At 71.5% G+C, this 21,972-nt stretch carries 18 protein-coding genes; 5 read left to right on the top strand and 13 right to left on the bottom strand.

Features of this window, described 5'->3' with window-relative positions:
- Positions 1-36: 36 nt before the first annotated feature.
- A complete protein-coding gene (locus EIM48_RS11600; RefSeq protein ID WP_019398915.1) occupies positions 37-1,224 on the top strand; it encodes an ATP-binding protein in 1,188 nt (395 codons plus the stop codon).
- 12 nt (positions 1,225-1,236) lie between these two features.
- Here the strand turns inward: EIM48_RS11600 and EIM48_RS11595 are convergent, their stop codons facing one another.
- Together EIM48_RS11595 and EIM48_RS11590 are read right to left on the bottom strand one after the other, a co-directional pair.
- On the bottom strand, positions 1,237-2,961 hold the full coding sequence (locus EIM48_RS11595; protein WP_051403681.1) for an EAL domain-containing protein: 1,725 nt from the start codon (positions 2,959-2,961) through the stop codon (positions 1,237-1,239).
- Positions 2,962-2,967: 6 nt separating this feature from the next.
- The gene (locus tag EIM48_RS11590) at positions 2,968-4,917 is read right to left on the bottom strand and encodes a PAS domain S-box protein (protein ID WP_164544195.1); all 1,950 of its coding nucleotides are present in this window, start codon (positions 4,915-4,917) and stop codon (positions 2,968-2,970) included.
- Positions 4,918-5,132: 215 nt separating this feature from the next.
- Here EIM48_RS11590 and EIM48_RS11585 point away from each other — a divergent pair, with 215 nt between their 5' ends.
- Entirely contained in the window at positions 5,133-7,907 is a 2,775-nt protein-coding gene (locus EIM48_RS11585) for a bifunctional diguanylate cyclase/phosphodiesterase (RefSeq protein WP_026010583.1), read from the top strand.
- A gap of 520 nt (positions 7,908-8,427) precedes the next feature.
- Here the strand turns inward: EIM48_RS11585 and EIM48_RS11580 are convergent.
- From EIM48_RS11580 to EIM48_RS11555, 6 genes are all read right to left on the bottom strand, one after another.
- Positions 8,428-8,568, bottom strand: a complete 141-nt coding sequence (locus EIM48_RS11580; RefSeq protein ID WP_158675212.1) for a hypothetical protein — start codon at positions 8,566-8,568, stop codon at positions 8,428-8,430.
- A 101-nt stretch (positions 8,569-8,669) separates the two neighbouring features.
- On the bottom strand, positions 8,670-9,863 hold the full coding sequence (locus tag EIM48_RS11575) for a methyl-accepting chemotaxis protein (RefSeq protein WP_026010584.1): 1,194 nt from the start codon (positions 9,861-9,863) through the stop codon (positions 8,670-8,672).
- Between the two features lie 88 nt (positions 9,864-9,951).
- The gene (hflD, locus tag EIM48_RS11570; RefSeq protein ID WP_026010585.1) at positions 9,952-10,563 is read right to left on the bottom strand and encodes a high frequency lysogenization protein HflD; all 612 of its coding nucleotides are present in this window, start codon (positions 10,561-10,563) and stop codon (positions 9,952-9,954) included.
- A gap of 10 nt (positions 10,564-10,573) precedes the next feature.
- Positions 10,574-11,704 (bottom strand): tRNA 2-thiouridine(34) synthase MnmA, encoded by a 1,131-nt coding sequence (gene mnmA / locus EIM48_RS11565; RefSeq protein WP_019398922.1) that lies wholly within the window; start codon positions 11,702-11,704, stop codon positions 10,574-10,576.
- Complete coding sequence (locus EIM48_RS11560; RefSeq protein WP_125111711.1) at positions 11,701-12,141, bottom strand: NUDIX hydrolase; 441 nt, start codon at positions 12,139-12,141, stop codon at positions 11,701-11,703. Before EIM48_RS11560 ends, mnmA begins: the two co-directional genes overlap by 4 nt.
- Positions 12,141-12,614 carry a hypothetical protein gene (locus EIM48_RS11555; RefSeq protein WP_125111710.1) on the bottom strand — a complete coding sequence of 158 codons (474 nt, stop codon included), beginning with the start codon at positions 12,612-12,614 and terminating at the stop codon, positions 12,141-12,143. The genes EIM48_RS11560 and EIM48_RS11555 overlap by 1 nt, the downstream gene beginning before the upstream one ends.
- 109 nt (positions 12,615-12,723) lie before the next feature.
- Here EIM48_RS11555 and clpS point away from each other — a divergent pair, with 109 nt between their 5' ends.
- Both clpS and clpA read left to right on the top strand, forming a co-directional pair.
- Positions 12,724-13,044: an ATP-dependent Clp protease adapter ClpS gene (clpS, locus tag EIM48_RS11550; protein ID WP_019398925.1), complete on the top strand. Its 321-nt coding sequence runs from the start codon at positions 12,724-12,726 to the stop codon at positions 13,042-13,044.
- Between the two features lie 117 nt (positions 13,045-13,161).
- On the top strand, positions 13,162-15,444 hold the full coding sequence (clpA, locus tag EIM48_RS11545) for an ATP-dependent Clp protease ATP-binding subunit ClpA (protein ID WP_028915026.1): 2,283 nt from the start codon (positions 13,162-13,164) through the stop codon (positions 15,442-15,444).
- Positions 15,445-15,559: 115 nt separating this feature from the next.
- Here clpA and EIM48_RS11540 read toward each other — a convergent pair whose 3' ends face one another.
- The 5 genes from EIM48_RS11540 to trxB all read right to left on the bottom strand — a co-directional run bounded on the left by EIM48_RS11540 (position 15,560) and on the right by trxB (position 19,359).
- Positions 15,560-15,931 carry a hypothetical protein gene (locus tag EIM48_RS11540; protein WP_019398927.1) on the bottom strand — a complete coding sequence of 124 codons (372 nt, stop codon included), beginning with the start codon at positions 15,929-15,931 and terminating at the stop codon, positions 15,560-15,562.
- A gap of 212 nt (positions 15,932-16,143) precedes the next feature.
- The gene (gene infA / locus EIM48_RS11535) at positions 16,144-16,362 is read right to left on the bottom strand and encodes a translation initiation factor IF-1 (RefSeq protein WP_013535213.1); all 219 of its coding nucleotides are present in this window, start codon (positions 16,360-16,362) and stop codon (positions 16,144-16,146) included.
- Between the two features lie 78 nt (positions 16,363-16,440).
- The gene (gene aat / locus EIM48_RS11530) at positions 16,441-17,178 is read right to left on the bottom strand and encodes a leucyl/phenylalanyl-tRNA--protein transferase (RefSeq protein WP_019398928.1); all 738 of its coding nucleotides are present in this window, start codon (positions 17,176-17,178) and stop codon (positions 16,441-16,443) included.
- A gap of 2 nt (positions 17,179-17,180) precedes the next feature.
- Positions 17,181-18,323 (bottom strand): GNAT family N-acetyltransferase, encoded by a 1,143-nt coding sequence (locus tag EIM48_RS11525; RefSeq protein WP_125111709.1) that lies wholly within the window; start codon positions 18,321-18,323, stop codon positions 17,181-17,183.
- Between the two features lie 82 nt (positions 18,324-18,405).
- Positions 18,406-19,359, bottom strand: coding sequence for a thioredoxin-disulfide reductase (gene trxB, locus EIM48_RS11520; protein ID WP_019398930.1), 954 nt, complete (start codon positions 19,357-19,359; stop codon positions 18,406-18,408).
- Positions 19,360-19,571: 212 nt separating this feature from the next.
- Between trxB and EIM48_RS11515 the strand changes: the two genes are divergently transcribed.
- Complete coding sequence (locus EIM48_RS11515) at positions 19,572-21,920, top strand: DNA translocase FtsK (protein WP_026010587.1); 2,349 nt, start codon at positions 19,572-19,574, stop codon at positions 21,918-21,920.
- The last annotated feature ends 52 nt before the right edge of the window (positions 21,921-21,972 follow it).

Raw genomic sequence — 21,972 nt, 5'->3', positions numbered from 1 at the left:
CCGCGCGCCATGCCATATCGAAACCGCGAAGGCCTGATGCCTTCCCCCGCAATCCTCGACCGCCTGGGCGACAGCCTGCAGGAAGGCGTGCTGCTGTTCAGCGGATCCGGGACCCTGGCCTATGCCAATCCCGCCGCCTCGGCCCTGTGCCAGGACTGCCCACCGGGCGGGACCGACGGCAGCCTGACCCTGGAGGCGCTGCTGCCGCGCGACGCGCTGCCGCAGGCGCGCGCGGAAGGGCGCTGGAGCGGGCACCTGTCCTTCGGCAAGGACTCGATCCTGCTGGTGCACGCGTATTACTGCCCGGACGAGGGCGGCTGGTACCTGGTGCTGCTGACCGACCTGCGCAAGGTGCAGGTGTACGAACAGGACCTGCTGCGCCGCCACGCCGAGTTGAACGTGCGCCTGACCGCGGCCCAGGCCAAGCTGCTGCAGGCCGAGAAGCTGGCCTCGATCGGCCAGCTGGCGGCCGGCGTCGCCCACGAGATCAACAACCCGATCGGCTACGTGCACTCCAACCTGGGCAGCCTGCAGGAATACCTGCACAGCCTGTTCGCGCTGATCGACGCCTACGAGCGCGCCCTGCGCTCGCCAGACCCGCGCGCGATGCTGGCCGAGATCGACCAGACCCGCTCGCGCCTGGACATCGACTTCATCGCCCGCGACCTGCCGCAGCTGATGACCGAGTCGCGCGAGGGGATCGAGCGGGTGACCCGGATCGTCAAGGACCTCAAGGACTTCTCGCGCTCCGAGCGCGACGAGTCGTGGAAGCTGGTGGACCTGCACGCCGGCCTGGAGTCCACCCTCAACATCATCTGGAACGAGCTCAAGTACCACGCCACCCTGGAGAAGGACTACGGCCAGCTGCCCCCGGTGGAGTGCCTGCCCTCGGAGCTCAACCAGGTGTTCATGAACATCCTGATCAACGCCGGCCAGGCCATCGGCGAGCGCGGCACCATCCGCATCTCCACCGGCCACGCCGGCGACGAGGCGTGGGTGGAGATCGCCGACAGCGGCCCGGGCATCCCGCCGGAGGTGATGCAGCGCATCTTCGACCCGTTCTTCACCACCAAGCCGGTGGGCAAGGGGACCGGGCTGGGCCTGTCGATCTCCTACGGCATCGTCGCCAAGCACCACGGCCGCATCGACGTGGACAGCCAGCCCGGGCAGGGTTCGAAGTTCCGGATCGTGCTGCCGGTGCGGCAGCCGCGCGCGGCCGCCTGAGGCGGCAGCCGCTCAGGGGCCTTCCGGGCGCAGCGGCTGGCGCTCGGCGTGGGTCCGGAACGCCTGGCGGATGTGCTCGCGCAGCTCGTCGTCGTTCCAGGGCTTGGTCAGGAAGCGGTAGATCGCGCCGCGGTTGATCGCCTCGGTCACCGTGGCCAGGTCGGTGTAGCCGGACAGCACCATGCGCACCGTGTCCGGGTACAGGGTCTTCACCCGGCCCAGGAACTCGGTGCCGCTCATGTCGCTCATGCGCTGGTCCGAGAGGATCACCTGGACCTCGTTGGTGGCCAGCAGGTCGAACGCGTCGCGCACGTTGCCGGCGGCCAGGATGCGGTAGCCGTCGCGGCGGAACAGGCGCACCAGCGAGCGCAGCACGTTCTCCTCGTCGTCCACCAGCAGCAGGGTCTGGTCCTGCTTGGTCGAGGCGAACAGCTCCGGGCGCATGTAGCGCCGCCGCAGGACCATGCCCGCCGACTCGGCCGGCATCGGCTCGCCGAACAGGTAGCCCTGGAACAGGTCGCAGTCGCTGCGCCGCAGGTAGCCCAGCTGGGCCTCGCTCTCCACGCCGTTGGCGATCACCTTCATGTTGAGCTGGTGGCCCATGGCGATGATCGCGCGCACGATCGCCGTCTCGCGCTCGCCGGCCGGCGCGCTGCGGATGAAGCTGCGGTCGATCTTGAGCATGTCCACCGGGTAGCGGACCAGCGCGCTGAGGCTGGAGTCGCCGGTGCCGAAGCTGTCCAGGGCCAGGCGCACGCCCTCGCGGCGCAGCGCCGCCAGCCCGTCGTACACCGGCGCCACGCTGGCGGCCAGGGTGCTCTCGTTGATCTCGACCAGCAGGCTCTCGGCCGGCAGCCCGGCCTGGCGCAGCATCGCCAGTACCTCGTCGACGAAGGCTGGGCGCAGCAGCTGCAGGGTGGAGACGTTGACCGCCACGAACAGGTCGTCGAAGCCGGCGTCGCGCCAGGCGCGGGCCTGGTTGATGGCGTTGCGCAGCACCCAGTCGCCGATTTGCACGATCACGCCCAGGCGCTCGGCCACCGGCATGAAGCGCTCGGGCACCAGCAGGCCCAGGGTGGGGGACTGCCAGCGCAGCAGCGCCTCCATGCCGACCACGCGGCCGTCGCGGGCGCTGATCTCCGGCTGGAAGCGCAGGCGCAGTTCGCCGTTTGGCACCGCGTCGACGATCTGGCGCGCGATCAGGCTTTCGTTGTGCACCGTCTGCAGGCTGGCGCCGCCGTACATCTGGATGCGCTCGCCGACGTGGCTGGCCTGGCGCGCGGCGATCTCGGCCAGGTGCAGCAGGCCGTCGGCGTCGGTGGCGTGCTGCGGGCAGATCGCGACCCCGGCCTTGGTGCTCAGGAACAGGGTGTAGGGCAGCACGCTCAGCGGCGCCTCGGCCTCGACCAGCAGTTCCTCGGCCAGCTGCTCCGGCGCCGGCATCCCCGGCTGCAGCGGCACCACCGCCACGAACTCGTCGCTGCCGTGGTGCCAGACGTGGCCGCGGCCCTGCAGCAGGGCGTGCAGGCGCCGGCCCAGCTCGGCCAGCGCCTGGTCGCCCACCTCGAAGCTCATGTTCTCGTTGACCGAGGCGAAGTGGTCGATGTCCAGGTGCAGGGCCATCAGCGGCGGGCCGCCGTTGCGCGCCTGCGCGACCAGTTCCTGCAGCACCGGGTGGCCGGCGCCCAGGCGGCCGGGCGCGGGAAGTTCGTGGATGGCGGGAGACGTAGGCAGCACGCGTCCTCAACCCCGCGCGGCGTAGGGCAGCAGCAGCTCGATGCGGGTGCCCGTGCCCGGCGCGCTGTGGATGCTCAGGCGCCCTCCCGCGCTCTGCGCGCGCTCGCGCATGATCACCAGGCCCAGGCCGCCTGCCTGGGCCTGGTCGAAGCCGCGGCCATCGTCGCGGATGTGCAGGCGCAAGGACTCCTCGTCGCCGGACAGGGCCAGGATGACGTGGCTGGCGCCGGCATGGCGCAGGATGTTGGTCAACCCTTCCTGGGCGATGCGGAAGCACGCCTGCTCGACCTCGCGCTCCGGGCGCCGCGGCAGCGGCGCCACGTCCAGCGCCAGCACCACCGGCTGGTTGCGGAACAGGCTGCCGGCGTGCCAGCGCAGCGCCGCTTCCAGGCCCAGCGCGTCCAGCTGCGGCGGGCGCAGCAGCATGGACAGGTTGCGCAGCTTGTCCAGGGTGGCGTCGGCGGTGGCGACCACCTCCTGCAGGTCCTCGCGCCGCCGCTCCGCGTCCTCCTCGGCCATGGCCGCGTGCACCGACAGCTTGATCGCGGTGATCGCCTGGCCGACGTCGTCGTGCAGCTCGCGCGAGATCGCGCGGCGCTCGTCCTCCTGGGCCGAGAACAGCCGCCCGGCCATCGCCTGCAGCTCGCGGTTGACCCCGGCCAGGGCGTCGCGCATGCGCTCCGGCTCGCTGAGGTCGCGCACCAGCAGCAGCTGGCAGTCCTGGCCGCCGTAACGGGCCGCGGCGCGCGACAGCGCCACCCGGAACGGCTCGCCGCCGTTGCGGCGCATGCGTGGCGAGGCCTCGGCCAGTTCGCCGCGCAGCCAGCCGCGCAGCGCCGGCAGGTCGGCCGGCTCGACCAGGCCCGCCAGCGGTTCGCCGATCAGCGCCTCCGGGGCGCGGCCGAACAGCCCGGCGCAGGCCGGGTTGGCGTAGAACACCCGCTCCTCGCGCAGGATCATCAGCCCGTCGGGCAGGATCCGGACCAGCTCGCGGAACTGCTGCTCGCGCTCGCCGAGCAGGCGCCGGGTCTGCTGCTCCTCGGTCACGTCCTGCACCGTGCCGCGCAGGATCGCGTGGCCCTGTTCCTCCAGGCGGCGGCCGCGCAGGTGCAGCAGGCGCTCCTGGCCGCCGGCACCGAGCACCGGCAGCAGCAGGTCCAGGTGGGGCAGGGCGCCGGAGGCCAGCTCCTCGAGCATGCGCTCCAGGCGCGCGTGGCTGGCCGCGTCGGCGCCGACCAGGACCTCGGTCAGCCGGCGGTCCGGTCCCGGCGGATGCGCGGTGAGCTGGCGCATGACCGGGCAGAAGCGGGTGGCGCCGGTGGCCAGGTCCAGCTCCCAGGAGCCCAGCCGCGCCAGCTGCTGCGCCTCCAGCAGCCGCAGCCGCGCCTGTTCCTCGGCGGTGCGGTCGAGCAGCACGACCAGCCACCGCGGCGCGCCGCCGGGCGAGGGCGGCAGGTCGGTGCTGCGCAGTTCCACGTGGCGGACGCGGCCGTCGCGCGCGGTGAAGCTGGCCAGCTTCACGTGCGGCTTGCCGGGATTCTGGCGCACCTCGGCCACCGCCGCGGCCAGCTCCTCGCGGTCGCGCCACAACCTGCCGACCGCCATGCCGCGCAGGTGCTCGCGCGGCCAGCCGAGGAAATCGGCGGCCGCCGGGTTGGCATCCACGATCTCCAGCGACTGCATGTCGCAGCTGAACATCGGGTTGGGGTTGGCCTCGAACATCTCGCGGTGGCGGTTTTCCGACGCGCGCGCGCGGTCGGCCGCGCGCAGCAGCCGGTGCAGCAGGCGATAGGTGAGGACGTACAGCAGCGCCGCGCTGATGCCAACGGTGATGGCGCCCTTCCACGACTGCAGCCGGGTGAGGGCCGCCGTGTCGGTGGCCAGCAGGGCGAGCGCGCGGTCGCTGAAGAGGATCCACAGGATCCCGAACAGCAGGTACAGCAACGGGATGCGCATCGCGAGCGCACGTGCGCGGACCTTGGCGTCCGCCACGTCCTCGGCTGGCCCGGGCACCCCGGACCGGTCGTGCTGTGCCATCGGCTTGCCCCGGAACGAGAGGCGCAAGCATACCAGCGCCGGCGCCCGTGCCGGGCTCAACTACGCCGCGCCGATGCCGTTAACGGCATGACCGCCCCGGGAGCCCCCCCGGGGGAGTTTGGAGAGAGCAGGGCGTGGATTCCGGCGCAATTGCCAGCCTGTTGCAACACCCGATCGAAAGTGCCCTGCTGGTGCTCGACGCCGAGGGCCGTCCGATCGCCGCCAACCCGGCGGCCCAGGCCATGGCCCTGCCCGATGCCGCGGCCCGCTATGCCCCGCTGCTGCAGGACCTGCGCGCCAGCCTGGCCGCCGGCGAGCGCCAGGCCGTGGCCTGCAGCCTGCCGGGCCCGGACCGGCGCCTGGACGGCTGGCTGCGCGCCGTGCGCGGCCCCGACGGCCAAGCCATCGCCTACACCCTGAGCATCCCCGACCCGGAAGGCGCCAGCCGCTGGCAGGTGGCGCTGGACAGCGCCGGCCACGGGCTGTGGGACTGGGACATCGGCGCCAACCGCATCTTCCGCTCCGAGACCTGGCGGGCCATGCTCGGCTTCACCGCCGAGGACGTGCTCGACAGCAGCCTGGAATCGGCGCTGGCGATGGTCCACCCGGAGGACGTGGAGCGCCTGCGCCAGACCCTGCGCGCGCACCTGGACGGCCGCACCGACGCCTACACCTGCGAACACCGCGTGCGCCACTGCAATGGCAGCTGGCGCTGGGTCCGCGACAGCGGCCGGGTGGTGGCCTGGAGCGCCGACGGCCGCCCGCTGCGGATGATCGGCACGCATACCGCGATCGACGAACAGAAGCAGCTGGAGGAACGGCTGCGCGGGCAGCAGGCGCTGCTGGAGGAAATCCAGCGCCTGGCCGGGATCACCTCCTGGTCGTGGAGCCCGGCCACCGACAGCGGCTGGTGGCCGCGCGAGTTCTACCGCCTGCTGGGCCACCCGCCGCGCGACCGCGACAGCGCCCGCGCCTGGCTGCGGCGGATGCCGCGCGAGGCTTCGGCCGCGCTGCGGCGTGCCTGGCAGCGCATGCGCCGCGACGGCCAGCCGGTGCGCTTCGTGCTGGAGCTCACCGATGCCCAGGGCCAGCCGCTGCACCTGCAGGCCTGGGCGCGCCCGCAACTGGACGCGGCCGGGCACATCGAGCGCGTGCTGGGCCAGTTCCAGGACGTGACCGCACAGCGCCACGCCGATGCGCTGCTGCGCTGGCGCACCGAGCTGCTGGACCGGGTTTCCGCGCTCGGCCACATCGGCGGCTGCGAGATCGAGTGCGCCACCCGCCGGGTGCAGTGGACCGACGAGTGCTACCGCATCCACGGCCTGCCACCGGGCCCGATCACCCTGGACGACGCCCTGGCCCTGTACACCCGCGACTCGCGCGACGCCTTCGAGGCGGCGCTGGCGCGGCTGGCCGGCGGCGGCCCGGCCGAACGCCTGGAACTGTGCTTCTACCGCCCCGGCGGCCAGCGCGTCTGGGTCGAGGTGACCCTGGAGCTGGACCGCCGCGAAGGCCTGTCGGAGCGCTTCGTCGCCCTGTTCCGCGACATCAGCCGCGAGCGCGAGACCAGCGAGCGGATCGAGCTGCTCTCGCACTACGACCTGCTTACCGGCCTGCCCAACCGTTTCCTGCTGCGGGTCCAGGCCGAGGAGGCGATCGAGGACGCGCTGGCCACCGGCGCGACCCCGCTGGCCCTGCTGCTGCTGGACCTGGACGGTTTCAAGAACATCAACGACACCTTCGGCTACGCCGCCGGCGACGCCATGCTCAAGGCGGTGGCCGGGCGCCTGCACGCGACGCTGTCGCAGCACGACCTGTTCGGCCGCCTCGGCGGCGACGAGTTCATGGTCATGCTGCGCGCCGATGCCGCCCGCGCCGAGGCCGTCGGCATGAAGCTGATCGCGGCGCTGTCCGAGCCGCTGCCGTTCGCCGGCGAACTGCTCAAGGCCGGCGCCAGCGTGGGCGTGGCGGTGCTCGGCGGCGACGGCAACGCCTTCGACGAGCTGCTGCGCGCCGCGCACGCGGCCCTGCGCGTGGCCCGCGAGCGCGGCCGCAACTCGCTGCAGATGCACGATGCCGAGATCCAGCGCCAGACCCGGCGCCGGCTGGAGATCGAGCACACCCTGCGCGGCGCGCTGGAGCGCGAGGAATTCTCGCTGGTCTACCAGCCGCAGATCAGCATCAACGACCGCCACGCGCCGGGCATCGAGGCGCTGGTGCGCTGGCACCGGCCGGGCGGCACCTGCCACCCGGGCGAGTTCATCCCGATCGCCGAGCAGTGCGGCGAGATCGTGCGCCTGGGCGAGTGGGTCATCGCCGAGGCCTGCCGCCAGGCCGTGGCCTGGCACGCGGCCGGCCTGGACTTCGGCCGCATCGCGGTCAACGTCTCCGGCGTGCAGCTGCGCGACCGCGGCTTCGCCGAACGCGTGGTGGCGCTGTGCCAGCGCGCCGGCTGGCCCCCGGCGCGGCTGGAGCTGGAGCTGACCGAGTCCGCCCTGATCCTGGACAGCGAGAGCCTGCGCCATTGCTTCAAGGTGTTCGAACGCCACGGCATCCAGCTGGCGGTGGACGACTTTGGCACCGGTTTCTCCAACCTGCACTACCTCAACCGCTTCCCCGTGCAGCGGCTGAAGATCGACCGCAGCTTCGTCAGCGGCATGCTGCACGACGCCAATGCCGGCGGCGTCACCCAGGCCATCATCCACCTCGGCCACGCGCTGGGCATGCGGGTGGTGGCCGAGGGCGTGGAATCCATGCAGGAGCAGGATCAGCTGCGGCAATGGGGTTGCGACGAGGTCCAGGGATACGTGCACACCCGGCCGCTGCCGCCGCGTGAACTGGCGCAGTGGCTGCGCCAGGCCAGCGAGGCCGGCGTGATCGAGTGGTCGCGGCCGGTGGCGCTCAAGTAGGGGCGCCGATCCGGATCCCGGCACCACGGACGCCGGCGCTTGCCGGCGTCGTGCTTTCCGCCGCCGCCAGCCCCGTGCCTTCGTTGTCCCGGCACGGCTCCGCCATCGTGTGGTCCGGGCAAGGCCGCACCCGGGAACCCCGCAATGCGAAGTGGGCCCCAAGGCAGCCCGGCGGTGAGCCTGCAGCGCGTGGCGACGCGCCACCCCCACCAGTGCGCGGGCGCCGCAGCAGCGCGGTGCCTGCTGGAGCGCGGCGACGCCTGGGCTGCCACGGCCCCGCGCCATTATTGAAGTACGACGCACCGGTCCGCGACGCGTAGCGCGGACAAGGCCGCATCAGGGAATCGGGGCCAGTCGCGCGTGGCGGGTCGTCGATCCGGGAGCGCCAGGCATGTCCGGGCGCAGGCTGCGATCGTCCCGGGGCGTCGCCGCCGGTCGAGAACACGAGCCTTGGGGAACCTGGCCGTGCGGGCGGGAAGGGAAGCCGGTCGCGCGCCGCGACCGGGAACACGGGCCGGGATCAGGCCGCCGGGGAGGGTAGCCCGGGCACGCCCAGGTCCCAGTCCACGCAGGCCAGCAGCGGGTCGGTGGCCGTGGCAGGGGAGCCGATCGCAGCGGCGAGGGCCAGTTCCTGCAGGGCCATGGCCTCCAGCCGGGCCATCAGGGCCGTGCTGCGCGCGGCCGCGTTTTCCGGGGCCTGCACGGCAGCAGGCCCCGGTGCGGAGCCGGGGCCTGCCGGGTTGGTGCGGGTGCCGGAGGGGCTCAGAACAGCTCCACCGTGCCGGCGCCCATGCTCTGCTGGGTAACCGGCTTGTGCGGCGGCTGCTCCCACTCGCCGCGCAGTTCGCGCAGGCGCTGGCCCAGCTTCTGCAGGGCGCGGATCAGCTCGACGTCGTCGCTGCCGTTGTTGCGCTGGAGCAGCTCCTGCAGGGCCATGGCCTCGCGGTTGATCGTGTCCAGGCGGTCCAGGTGGATGTGCGCGCCGCCCAGGGCCTGGGTGGCGATGTCCTCGAACTGCAGGGCGCGCACCGCCTCGGCCACCGAGCCGTCGATGGCGCGGCCGCAGTCGGAGATCTCGCGCATGCCCTCGCTCAGCGAGGCATTGATCGCGGCCACGTTCTGCAGCATTTGCGCGGCTTCGGCGCGGGCCTCGCGGGAGCGGTCCAGGTCGCGCGAGGCCATCTGGGTCACGGTCTCGCGCACCTTGGCGATGGCGTCCTTGGAACTGTGCGCCAGCTTGCGGATCTGCTCGTTGAAGGTGGTCGAGCGCTCGGACAGGTTGCGCACCTCGTCGGCGACCACCGCGAAGCCGCGGCCGGCCTCGCCGGCGCGGGCCGCCTCGATCGCCGCGTTCAGCGCCAGCAGGTTGGTCTGGTCGGCGATCGACTTGACGTCCTCCAGCAGGGCGAAGATGCCGTCCAGGTGCTGGGCCATCTGGTCGATGTGCTGCACCGTGGTCGTGCTCTGGCCGGCGACCTGCTCCAGCGCCTCCACCAGCTGCTCCATGCGCGAGCTGGCGTGCTGGGCGAAGCGGGCCACGTCGACCCCGCCGTTGCCGTCCTGGTCGGCGATCAGCCGGGCCATGGCCTGGCTCTGCTGGCGCGACTTGCGGTTCATCGCGTCGAAGCTGCCGCCGAGGCCGGCGACCGCCTGGCGGATCAGCTCGCGGGCGCGGTCGATCTCGCTGCGCGAGCCTTCGATCTCCTTGCCGACGAAGTTGCGCAGCTCACCCAGCAGCTGCTCCTGTTCGCGAATCACGCGCGCATGTTCCCGCGACGGTCCGGAAGAGGCGGAGCCACGCAGCAGCAGCCAGGCGGCGAAGCCGAACCAGGCGAGCGTCTGGGTGGTCAGGATCGCCCAGCGCACCGGAGCCGGCCAGTCGAAACCGATCGCGATGGGAGCCAGGAGGGTCAGCACCAGCGGTGCGGCCATGCGGAAGAGCAAACGGGAATCCATGGGTGATCTCTGCGGAACCTCGTTCGCAGTATCGGCCGTAGACCCCTTGCCTTTAGCCGCCGCGCCCCTTGCCAGTGCGAACTGGTGCTCAGTTGCGATGCATGCGCACCGCTTCGGCCATGGCCTTGCGCGCGAACAGAAAGTGCCACTGGCTGCCGCCGAGCTGGCGCCACAGCCGCGCCGAGCGCACCGCCGCCAGCAGCAGGGCGCGGATCTCCGAGACCACGCCGGGCTGGCCGAGGTAGTGCGGGTTGCCCTGGACCATGATCCGCGGCCGCAGGTGGCTGATGGTGTCCGCGTACAGGGCACCAAGCGCGGACAGGACCTCCGGGTGGGTGCTGCCCAGTTCCTCGGCGCGCGCGGCCAGGCCGGCGATGCCGTTGCCCACCGCCTGCATGGTCGCCGGCTCGCCGGAGAAGCGGCGCTCCAGCTGGACCGTGGCCAGGGCCAGGCGCGGCAGCAGCGGGTCGTCGGCGCGGTTGGCCAGGTAGGCGTCGAGCAGGCGCAGGCCCGGGGCCAGCGCCGGCACGCCGCCGTAGACGTCGGCGGCGGAAGGGGCGTCGATCCGGAACACGCTGTCCAGGACGGGCTGGGCGGCGCCGGTGTCGCTGTGGCCGGTCTCGGCGATGCGCCGCACCTGCTGCAGGGACTGGGCCAGGCCGGCCAGCGCCAGCACGCGATCGCTATGGGGATTTTCCATGGCCGGTATTCTAGCTGGCGACCACAGCCGCCCGCCCGGCATCGCCCGGCACCCGGGCATCGGTGGAAGCGATCACCGCGCCCCCCAGGCAGGCCGGGCCGTCGTACAGCACCAGCGACTGCCCCGGGGTCGCCGCCCGCTGCGGGCGGAGGAAACGCACCGACAGGCTGCCGTCGTCCAGCACCCGCACCCGGCACGGCTCTTCCTGCTGGCGGTAGCGGACCTGGGCGCTGCACTCGAACTCCGACGCCGGCGCCGCGCCCTCGATCCAGTGCATGGCCTCGGTGCGGATGGTGCTGGACATCAGCCAGGGGCTGTCGCGGTCCTGGTCCACGTACAGGATGTTGGCGGCCACGTCCTTGCCGACCACGTACCAGGGCGCGGCCGGGCGGCCGCGCACGCCACCGATGGCCAGGCCCTCGCGCTGGCCCAGGGTGAAGTAGAACACCCCCGGGTGGGTGCCGATCCGCACCCCCTGCGGGTCGCGGATCTCGCCCGGCTGCGCCGGCAGGTAGCGGCCGAGGAACTGGCGGAAGTCGCGCTCGCCGATGAAGCAGATGCCGGTGGAATCCTTCTTGGCGTGGGTCGGCAGCCCGGCCTCGCGTGCGATCGCGCGCACCTGCGCCTTGGGCAGGTGGCCGATCGGGAACAGGGTGGCCGCCAGCTGTTCCTGCCCCAGCTGGTGCAGGAAGTAGCTCTGGTCCTTGTCGCGGTCGGCGCCGCGCAGCAGCCGCCAGCGTCCGCCCTCGTGCACGACCTGGGCGTAGTGGCCGGTGGCGATGCGCTCGGCCCCCAGGTCGCGCGCCGCGTCGAGGAAGTGCTTGAACTTGACCTCGCGGTTGCACAGCACGTCCGGGTTGGGCGTGCGCCCGGCGGCGTACTCGGCCAGGAAGTGCTCGAACACCCCGGCCCAGTACTCCTTCGAGAAGTCGCGGAAATGGAACGGGATGCCGAGGCGGCCGCACACCGCCACCGCATCGCGGCGGTCCTCCTCGGCGCGGCACTCGCCGCTGCCGTCGTCGTCCCAGTTCTGCATGAACAGCCCGGCCAACGGCTCGCCGGCGCGGGCCAGCAGCAGCGCGGCCACCGAGGAATCGACGCCGCCGGACACGCCGACGACAGTGCGCGGCGGCGTGCTCACAGCTGCCGCACCAGGTCCAGTGGCTGGCGCCGCCCGGCCAGCCAGTCGGCGGCCACCTGCCAGACCAGCGGGCTGCGGTGGCGGGCGGATTCGGCCAGCAGTTCGTCCGGCGCCAGCCACACGGCGCGCTCGATGCCTTCATCGAGAGTCCGATCCGGGTGGTGGAGCAGGGCGGTGCCGGCGAAGGCGAAGCGCAGGTAGTCGCTGCCGTCCGGGGCCTTCCACTGGTAGCAGCCGATGAAGGCGTCCAGGCGGATGTCCCAACCGGTTTCCTCCAGGGCCTCGCGCACGGCGGCCTCGGCCAGGCTCTCGCCCGGCTCCAGGTGCCCGGCCGGCTGGTTCAGCACCAGGCGGCCGTCGATCCGCTCCTCGACCAGCAGCAGCCGCCCTTCGCGGGCGACCACGCTGGCCACGGTGACGTGGGGATGCCAGGCCATCAGTAGTCGTCGCTCCCGTCGCCCAGTTCCAGCTCCATCAGGTCGGCGGCGGCCGCGGCGTAGGCGATGACGTCGTCCAGGGCCTGCGCGCCGGCGTCGGCCGGCAGCTGGATCACCAGTACCGCGTAGTCGCCCTGGCGCACCCAGCCACCGAGCTTCTGCCCGGCCGAGGCCTCCAGCAGGCGGTTGGCCACCGCCACCGGGAACGCGCCCGCGGCCGACCAGGCCGGCGACCACACCTCACGCACGCGGAGGCTGCCGAAGGCCTCCACCGGCGAACGCACGATGACCACCTGGGAGCGTTCGTCCTCCAGCCCGAGGACCAGGCGGAAGTCGCCGTCCTCGTCCACCTCGTAGGCGTGGCCGAGCTGGTCGAGCATGCGCGCGACCGCGCGGTCGGGGCCCGCGGCCGCGGCGGACAGGGGCAGGGCCAGCGCCAGCAGCGCGGCGGCTAGGCGGGGAAGGGCGCTCATGCGGGCATCCGGGGGGAAGGATCGGGGAATTGTCCGGCAGCCGCGGCGGCCGCGTCCATCCGCCGCGCCTTTGGGGTCGCGTGGCGCGCCGGAACGTATAATCCCGTACATGTCGAGCAACCCCCGCCACGATCACGAACACGGCACCCTGGTCGATACCGGCCGGCCTGAAGTCGCGCCGCCGCCGATGTACCAGGTGATCCTGCTGAACGACGACTACACCCCCATGGACTTCGTCGTGGCCGTGCTGCAGCAGTTCTTCGGCATGGACCTGGAGCGCGCCACCCAGGTGATGCTCCACGTCCACACCCGGGGACGTGGCGTCTGCGGTGTCTTCACGCGCGAAGTGGCCGAATCCAAGGTAGCCCAGGTCAACGAGTTCTCCCGCATGAACCAGCACCCGCTGTTGTGCACGATGGAGAAGGCCTGACCCGCGGGATGCCCCGCCCGGGCGCCGGCCTGCCGCCGGCTGAACACGGCGTTGCGCCGGCACGCTGGAATTGCCGGTGGCAGGCCGCATATTGTTGGCAAACCGCCGGAGCGAGCCATGTTCAGCAAAGACCTCGAACAGACCATCGGCCAGTGCTACAAGCGGGCGCGCGAAGCCCGTCATGAGTTCATGACGGTCGAGCACCTGCTGCTGGCCCTGCTCGACAACCCCTCGGCCCAGGCCGTGCTGCGGGCGTGCGGTGCCGACTTCGAACGCCTGCGGGTGGACCTGGAGCAGGCCATCGAGGCTTCCGTCTCCCGCCTGGCCGACGACGACGGCCGCGACACCCAGCCCACCCTGGGCTTCCAGCGCGTGCTGCAGCGGGCCGTCTACCACGTGCAGTCCTCGGGCAAGAAGGAGGTCACCGGCGCCAACGTGCTGGTGGCGATCTTCGGCGAGAAGGACTCGCACGCGGTCTACTTCCTCACCCAGCAGGACGTGACCCGGCTGGACGTGGTCAATTACCTGTCGCACGGCATCGCCAAGCTGGGCGACGAGCCCGAGCCGGGCGCCGCCTCCCCGGACGGGGAAGGGCGCGCCGAGGGCGGCGAGGGCGAGGGCAAGACCGACGTCCTCACCGAGTACGCCACCAACCTCAACGAGCAGGCCCGGGCCGGCAAGATCGACCCGCTGGTCGGCCGCGCCGACGAGATCGAGCGCACCATCCAGGTGCTGTGCCGCCGCCGCAAGAACAACCCGCTGTACGTGGGCGAGGCCGGCGTGGGCAAGACCGCCATCGCCGAGGGCCTGGCCAAGCGCATCGTCGACGGCGAGGTGCCGGAGGTGCTGGCCGACGCGGTGATCTACTCGCTGGACCTGGGCGCCCTGGTGGCCGGGACCAAGTACCGCGGCGACTTCGAGAAGCGCCTGAAGGGCGTGCTGGCCGCGGTCAAGAAGATCCCCGGCGCGATCCTGTTCATCGACGAGATCCACACCATCATCGGCGCCGGCTCCGCCTCCGGCGGCACCATGGATGCCTCGAACCTGATCAAGCCCGCGCTGGCCTCCGGCGAGCTGCGCTGCATCGGTTCGACCACCTTCCAGGAATACCGCGGCATCTTCGAGAAGGACCGGGCGCTGGCCCGCCGCTTCCAGAAGATCGACATCGTCGAGCCGACGGTGGGCGAGGCCTACGAGATCCTGCAGGGACTGAAGGCCAAGTACGAGGCCCACCACGGCGTGACCTACGCCGACGAGGCGATCCAGGCCGCGGTGGACCTGTCGGTCAAGCACATCGGCGACCGCCTGCTGCCGGACAAGGCCATCGACGTGATCGACGAGGCCGGCGCCCGCCAGCGCCTGCTGCCGGAAGGCGCGCGCAAGGAGCTGATCGACGTCGAGGAAATCGAGACCATCGTCGCCAAGATGGCGCGGATCCCGGCCAAGCAGGTCAGCGCCACCGACAAGGACGTGCTCCAGCACCTGGAGCGCAACCTGAAGATGGTGATCTTCGGCCAGGACCCGGCCATCGAGACCCTGGCCTCGGCGATCAAGCTGGCGCGCAGCGGCCTGGGCAACCCGGACAAGCCGATCGGCAACTTCCTGTTCGCCGGCCCCACCGGCGTGGGCAAGACCGAGGTGACCCGCCAGCTGGCCCTGCAGCTGGGCATCGAGCTGGTGCGCTTCGACATGTCCGAGTACATGGAGCCGCACTCGGTCTCGCGCCTGATCGGCGCGCCCCCGGGCTACGTAGGCTTCGACCAGGGCGGCCTGCTGACCGAGAAGATCGTCAAGACGCCGCACTGCGTGCTGCTGCTGGACGAGGTGGAGAAGGCCCACCCGGACATCTTCAACATCCTGCTGCAGGTCATGGACCGCGGCGTGCTGACCGACACCAACGGGCGCGAGGCCAACTTCAAGAACGTGGTGATCGTGATGACCACCAACGCCGGCGCGGCCCAGGCCTCGCGGCGCTCGATCGGCTTCACCCGCCAGGACCACTCCACCGACGCGATGGAAGTGATCCGCCGCACCTTCAGCCCGGAGTTCCGCAACCGCCTGGACGCGGTGGTGCAGTTCCAGCCGCTGGCCTTCGAGCACATCCTGCGGGTGGTGGACAAGTTCCTGATCGAGCTGGAGATGCAGCTCAACGAGAAGCGGGTGGCCATGACCGCCTCGCCGAACGCGCGCGAGTGGCTGGCCCAGCACGGCTTCGACCCGCTGATGGGCGCCCGCCCGATGGCGCGCGTGATCCAGGACCGGATCAAGCGCCCGCTGGCCGACGAGCTGCTGTTCGGCAAGCTGGTCAACGGCGGCCGCGTCCACATCGACGTGGTCGACGGCGAGCTGGTGGTCGAGGCCCAGTCCGAACCGGAGAAGCTGCTGCCGGCGACGGTCTGAGCCGAGCCGGCTTACCCGGGCACGGCCGCCAGGCCGGCCATTCCGCGGCCCAGGGCGCGCGGGATGGCCGGCCTTGTCGCTTCCGGGTGCCGGCACGCGGCGGCGACCGGCCGGCTCACTCGCGGCTGTCCGCCACCTGCTCCAGCACAGGCTCGATACGCTGCACCCGCGCCACCTCGCAGGTACCGCGGTCGGTATGCAGGGCCGAACCGCGCTGGCACAGCAGGTGCTGCGCGCCGTTGCGTTCGATCAGGCCGACGCGCGCGGCGGGCAGGGCGGAACAGTCGCGCTGCAGGGTGACCTGGTACTGCGCCCGGCCGTCGCGCAGGAGGAACTGGCGGGCGTTGCCCTGGCGGGTGATCTGCTGGTCCTGGCCAAGGTGGACGCAGCCGGGCTGTTCGGCCGGGGCGCCGCTGCCAGCCTGCGCCAGGGAGGCGGCGCACAGGAGCACGAGCGGCAGGAGGACGGTACGGGCAAGGGGCTTCATGGCACTGCTCGGAAGACGGCCCGGATTGGACCGCATTCCACGCTAGTGCCGCGCCGCCGCCGCGGAATCTGCCTGAGGTGACACCGACCTCCGGCCACCCCTGGCGGCACGCCGCGCAATGCCTGGGCGCAACCGGCGCACGAAAAAAGGCGGCCTTGCGGCCGCCTTTGCCGTGAGCGGGGCCATGCGTGCCGCCAGGCACGCCGCGGGGCTCACTTCATGCGATAGGTGATGCGGCCCTTGGTCAGGTCGTAGGGCGTCATCTCGACCTTGACGCGGTCGCCGGTCAGGATGCGGATGTAGTTCTTGCGCATGCGACCGGAGATGTGGGCGATGATCTCGTGCCCATTCTCCAGGCGTACCCGGAAGGTGGTATTGGGCAGCGTCTCGATGACAGTGCCTTCGAACTCGATGGAATCGTCTTTCGACATGCGTTTCCGATTTGCGCGAGCAGGGCGTTAAAGGCGGCAATTTTACGCGGAAAGCCGTTGCGGCGCAAAACAGCCGGTTCAGCCAGCCAGCGCGGAGGCCGGCAGCAGGCCGAAGGCGGTGGTCCAGCTGCCGACCATGCCGGGCAGGGCGGTCAGCCGCGACAGCTCGGCCTGGAACCGCGGGCGCGGCCAGCGCTCGCCGCCCAGGGAGACCAGGTGCGGGTTCTCCACCTGTGCGTCCAGCAGCGGCCAGCCCCAGCCGCACAGGCGGTGGGCCAGGGCGGCCAGGGCCACCTTGGAGCCGCCGGAGCAGGCGCTGAACATGCTTTCACCGTAGAACATCCGCCCCACCGCCACTCCGTACAGGCCACCGACCAGGCGGCCACCGGCATCGACCACCTCGATCGAGTGCGCATGCCCCAGCCGGTGCAGGCGGGCGTAGGCGGCGCGCATCTCCGGCAGGATCCAGGTGCCGTCGTGGCCCCGGCGGGGGGTCTCGGCACAGGCCGCCAGCACCGCGTCGAACGCGGTGTCGGCCCGCACCTGCCAGGCGCTGTGGCGCAGCTGGCGGCGGAAGCGGGTGGACAGGCGTACCCCATCGGTACGGAACACCATGCGCGGATCCGGGCTCCACCACAGGATCGGCTGCCCTTCCGAGTACCAGGGGAAGATGCCCTGGGCATAGGCCGCCAGCAGCCGTTCCGGCGAGAGGTCGCCACCGATGGCCAGCAGCCCGTCCGGCTCGCGCAGGGCCTGGTCCACCGGCGGGAATGGATCGTCCGGGCCGAGCAGGCGGGGGAAGCGCGCCATGGCCATGCTCAGCCGCCCTCCGCCGTGCGGAACGGCCCGTGCCTGCCCAGGCTGCGCGCATACCGCTCCACCGTCTGGCGCTCCTCGGCGCACCAGGTGGCCAGCGCCTCCCGGAACGCGGGATGGGCGATGTAGTGGCGGCTGTGCACGAACGCCGGCAGGAAGCCGCGCGCCAGCTTGTGCTCGCCCTGCGCGCCCGGCTCGAACCGGGCCAGGCCCTGCTCCAGGCAGTACTCGATGCCTTGGTAGTAGCAGGTCTCGAAGTGCAGGCCCGGCAGGCGCAGGTGGCTGCCCCAGTAGCGTCCGTAGAGGGTGTCGCCGCCGCGCAGGCAGAGCGCCCCGGCAACCGGCGATCCATCCAGATAGGCAAGAATTATCAGCATGTTGCGCGGCATTGTTCGCGCAAGATGTCCGATGAAGTCCCGGGTCAGCGCGGGCGCGTTGCCGTATTCGGCGAAGGTCTGCAGGTAGAAGCCGTGGATGGCATCCAGTTCGTCGGGCCCGGCCTCGTCGCCATGCAGGCGCCGGAACGTGATCCCGGAGCGGGCTACCTTGCCACGCTCCTGGCGGATGTTCTTGCGGTGGCGATGGTCCATGTCCGCCAGGTAGTCGTCGAACCGGCGCCAGTGCCCCGGGTTGCGCCAGTGGTACTGGACGTCGGTGCGCTCCAGCCAGGCCGCATCGAAGGCCCCGGACTCGGCCGGCAGGTGGAAATTGACGTGGGCCGAGGACAGCCCTTCGTCCTCGACCAGCGCGCACATCGCCCGTACCAGGGCCCCGCGCACGGCCGGGTCGCGCGCCAGCAGGCGCGGCCCGGTGACCGGCGAGTAGGGCACGGCGCACAGCCACTTGGGGTAGTAGTCCAGGCCGTGCCCGGCATAGGCGCGGGCCCAGGCATGGTCGAACACGAACTCGCCGTGCGAGTTGGTCTTCAGATAGCCGGGCGCGGCCGCCACCAGGGTATCGCCGTCCCACAGGGTGAGATGGCGCGGCGTCCAGCCCCATCCGGGGCGCAGGCAGCCGTGGCGTTCCAGGCCTTCGAGGAAGGCGTGGGCCACGAAGGGATTGCCGCCGTCGTGCAAGGCATCCCACTGCCTGGCCGGGACCCGGGCCAGGCCATCAAGCCAGCGCGTGCGCAGCCCGGCGCTCATGGACGCGCCATCCCGCGACCGCGGCGGCGCGCGCCGGCCAGGACGCCACCGGGATAGCAGCGTCCGGCCTTCATCGGTCGCCTCAGGCGCCCTTGTCCAGGAAGCGCTCGGCGTCCAGCGCGGCCATGCAGCCGAAGCCGGCCGAGGTGATCGCCTGGCGGTAGTGCTGGTCGGCCACGTCGCCGGCGGCAAACACGCCTTCCACCGAGGTGGCGGTGACGTTGCCGCCCAGGCCCGAGCGGATGGTGATGTAGCCGTTGTCCATGGCCAGCTGGCCCTCGAACAGGCCGGTGTTGGGCTGGTGGCCGATGGCCACGAAGAAGCCGTGGGCGGCGATCTGGCGGGTGCTGCCGTCCAGGGTGGACTTGACCCGCACGCCGGTCACGCCGGCGTCGTCGCCCAGCACCTCGTCCACCACGTGGTGCCAGACCGGCTCGATCTTGCCGGCCTCGACCTTGGCGAACAGCTTGTCCTGCATGATCTTTTCCGCGCGCAGGGTATCGCGGCGGTGGACCAGGTAGACCTTGCGGGCGATGTTGGACAGGTACAACGCCTCCTCGACCGCGGTGTTGCCGCCGCCGACCACGACCACGTCCTGGTCGCGGTAGAAGAAGCCGTCGCAGGTGGCGCAGGCGGACACGCCACGGCCCTTGTACTTCTCCTCGGAGGGGATGCCCAGGTACTTGGCGGTGGCGCCGGTGGCGATGATCAGGGCGTCGCAGGTGTAGGTGCCGCTGTCGCCGACCAGGGTGAACGGACGCCTGGACAGGTCGGCGGTGTGGATGTGGTCGAACACCACCTCGGTGTCGAAGCGCTCGGCATGCGCCTGCATCCGCGCCATCAGGTCCGGGCCCATCAGGCCGTGGGCGTCGCCGGGCCAGTTGTCGACCTCGGTGGTCGTCATCAGCTGCCCGCCCTGCTGCAGGCCGGTGATCACCACCGGCTTGAGGTTGGCGCGGGCGGCGTAGACGGCGGCGGTCCAGCCGGCCGGGCCGGAACCGAGGATGAGCAGGCGCGAGTGCTTGGGAGCGGTCATGTATAGTCGTTCGGGGAAAGAAGGGGACCCTTCGCAGGGCCGCGCATAGAGTGGCGGCCGGGCACATGCGAATCAAGGCGAACGGTTGCCGGGCTGCGGCCGGCGGCCGCTGGCGCGATGGCGTGCGATTTCCTGTGACTGGCCCGGCAGATTCGTTTAAGATCAATGCCTAACGCAGGATTCCTGCAGCCAGTTCAAGTTTGCGGAGCGACGTGGCCAAGGCATTGACGGAACGCAGCAAGTCCACCCGCGGCAAGTCGCGCGAAGCCGGCGTGGCCAGTCCCGCGCGGCAGCGCCTGTGGCGGGACCTGGCATTGATCGTGATCGCGCCGGCACTGCTGTACCTGCTGGCCTGCCTGTTCACCTATTCGCCGACCGACCCGGGCTGGTCGCATAGCGGCAGCGTGGTCGCGCCGGTGCAGAACCTCGGCGGCCGCGCGGGCGCGTGGATCGCCGACGTGCTGCTGTTCCTGTTCGGCTATGCCGCGTTCCTGGTGCCGGTGGCGCTGGGCGCGGTGGCGTGGATCGCGTTGTTCGGCCTGGGCGAGGAGGACGAGCTGGGGCCGGCGCTGCGCCTGGTCGGCACCTTCGGTTTCCTGTTCGGCGCCACCGGCATGCTGCACGTGCGCCTGATCGGCGTGTACGCCCAGGACGTGGCGCGCGCCGGCGGCGTGATCGGCCAGGCCCTGGGCAAGACCCTGCAGGCCGGCTTCGGCCCGCTGGGCGCCAACCTGTTCCTGATCGTGCTGCTGCTGGTTTCGGTGACCCTGGCCACCGGTCTGTCGTGGTTCTGGGTGATGGAGAAGATCGGCGCCGGGGTGCTGGCGCTGCCGGAACTGTTGCGCCGCAAGACCCAGCAGGCCGAGGAGTGGAAGCGCACCCGCGAGCTGCGCGAGGAGCGCCAGGAGGTCCGCAAGAGCGAGGCCCAGCGCCAGGCGAAGCGCGAGCCGGTGCGGATCGAACCGCCGGCGCCGCCGGTGGTGGAGAAGAGCGAGCGCGCCAAGCGCGAGACCCAGATCCCGCTGTTCCAGGGCGCCGGCGGTACCCCGGACGGCCTGCCGCCGCTGTCGCTGCTGGACGATCCCAAGCCGCAGGCCAAGGGTTATTCCGAGGAGACCCTGGAGGTCCTGTCGCGGCAGATCGAGTTCAAGCTCAAGGACTTCCGCATCGACGTGCAGGTGGTCGGCGCCTATCCGGGCCCGGTGATCACCCGCTTCGAGCTGGAGCCGGCCCCGGGCGTGAAGGTCAGCCAGATCAGTTCGCTGGACAAGGACATCGCCCGCGGCCTGTCGGTGAAGTCGGTGCGCGTGGTCGACGTGATCCCGGGCAAGTCGGTGATCGGCCTGGAGATCCCCAACACCAGCCGGGAGATGATCTTCCTCTCCGAGCTGCTGCGCTCGAAGGAATACGACAAGTCGCCCAGCGTGCTGACCCTGGCCCTGGGCAAGGACATCGCCGGCCGTCCGACCGTGGCCGACCTGGCGCGCATGCCGCACCTGCTGGTGGCCGGCACCACCGGCTCGGGCAAGTCGGTGGCGGTCAACGCCATGGTGCTGAGCCTGCTGTACAAGGCCACGCCCAAGGAACTGCGGGTCCTGATGATCGACCCGAAGATGCTCGAGCTGAGCGTCTACCAGGACATTCCGCACCTGCTGGCGCCGGTGGTCACCGACATGAAGGAGGCCGCCAACGGCCTGCGCTGGTGCGTGGCGGAGATGGAGCGCCGCTACAAGCTGATGAGCGCGGTGGGCGTGCGCAACCTGGCCGGCTTCAACAAGAAGGTCAAGGACGCGATCGACGCCGGCCAGCCGCTGATGGACCCGCTGTTCAAGCCGAACCCGGAGCTGGGCGAGGCGCCGCGCCCGCTGGAGCCGCTGCCGTTCATCGTCATCTTCATCGACGAATTCGCCGACATGATGATGATCGTCGGCAAGAAGGTGGAGGAGCTGATCGCCCGCCTGGCGCAGAAGGCGCGTGCCGCCGGCATCCACCTGATCCTGGCCACCCAGCGCCCGTCGGTGGACGTGATCACCGGCCTGATCAAGGCCAACATCCCGACCCGCATCGCCTTCCAGGTCTCCAGCAAGATCGACTCGCGCACCATCCTCGACCAGTCCGGCGCCGAGACCCTGCTGGGCCACGGCGACATGCTCTACCTGCCGCCGGGCACGGGCATGCCCGAGCGCGTGCACGGCGCGTTCGTCAGCGACGACGAGGTGCACCGCGTGGTCGAGCACCTCAAGGCCAGCGGCAAGGCCGAGTACATCGACGGCGTGCTGGACGAGGTGCAGACCCTGGGCGACGGCGTGGTGATTGGCGCCACCGGCCTGCCGGAGAGCAGCGGCGGCGGCGGGGACGAATCCGACCCGCTGTACGACGAGGCCGTGCGCATCGTCACCGAGACCCGCCGCGCCTCGATTTCCGGCGTGCAGCGCCGGCTGAAGATCGGCTACAACCGCGCCGCGCGCCTGATCGAGGCGATGGAGGCCGCCGGCGTGGTCAGCGCGCCGGAACACAACGGCGACCGCAGCGTCCTGGCCCCGCCGCCGCCGCGCGATTGAGGCCGTCGGCCGCCGGTCCGATGCTTTCGGCCAGGCCGCCAGCCGCCCAGGG

Source organism: Pseudoxanthomonas sp. SGNA-20, from assembly GCF_003931635.1.
Lineage (GTDB): Bacteria > Pseudomonadota > Gammaproteobacteria > Xanthomonadales > Xanthomonadaceae > Pseudoxanthomonas.
The sequence above is the reverse complement of the archived record's forward strand: the minus strand, read 5'-3'. Positions and strand labels throughout refer to the sequence as shown.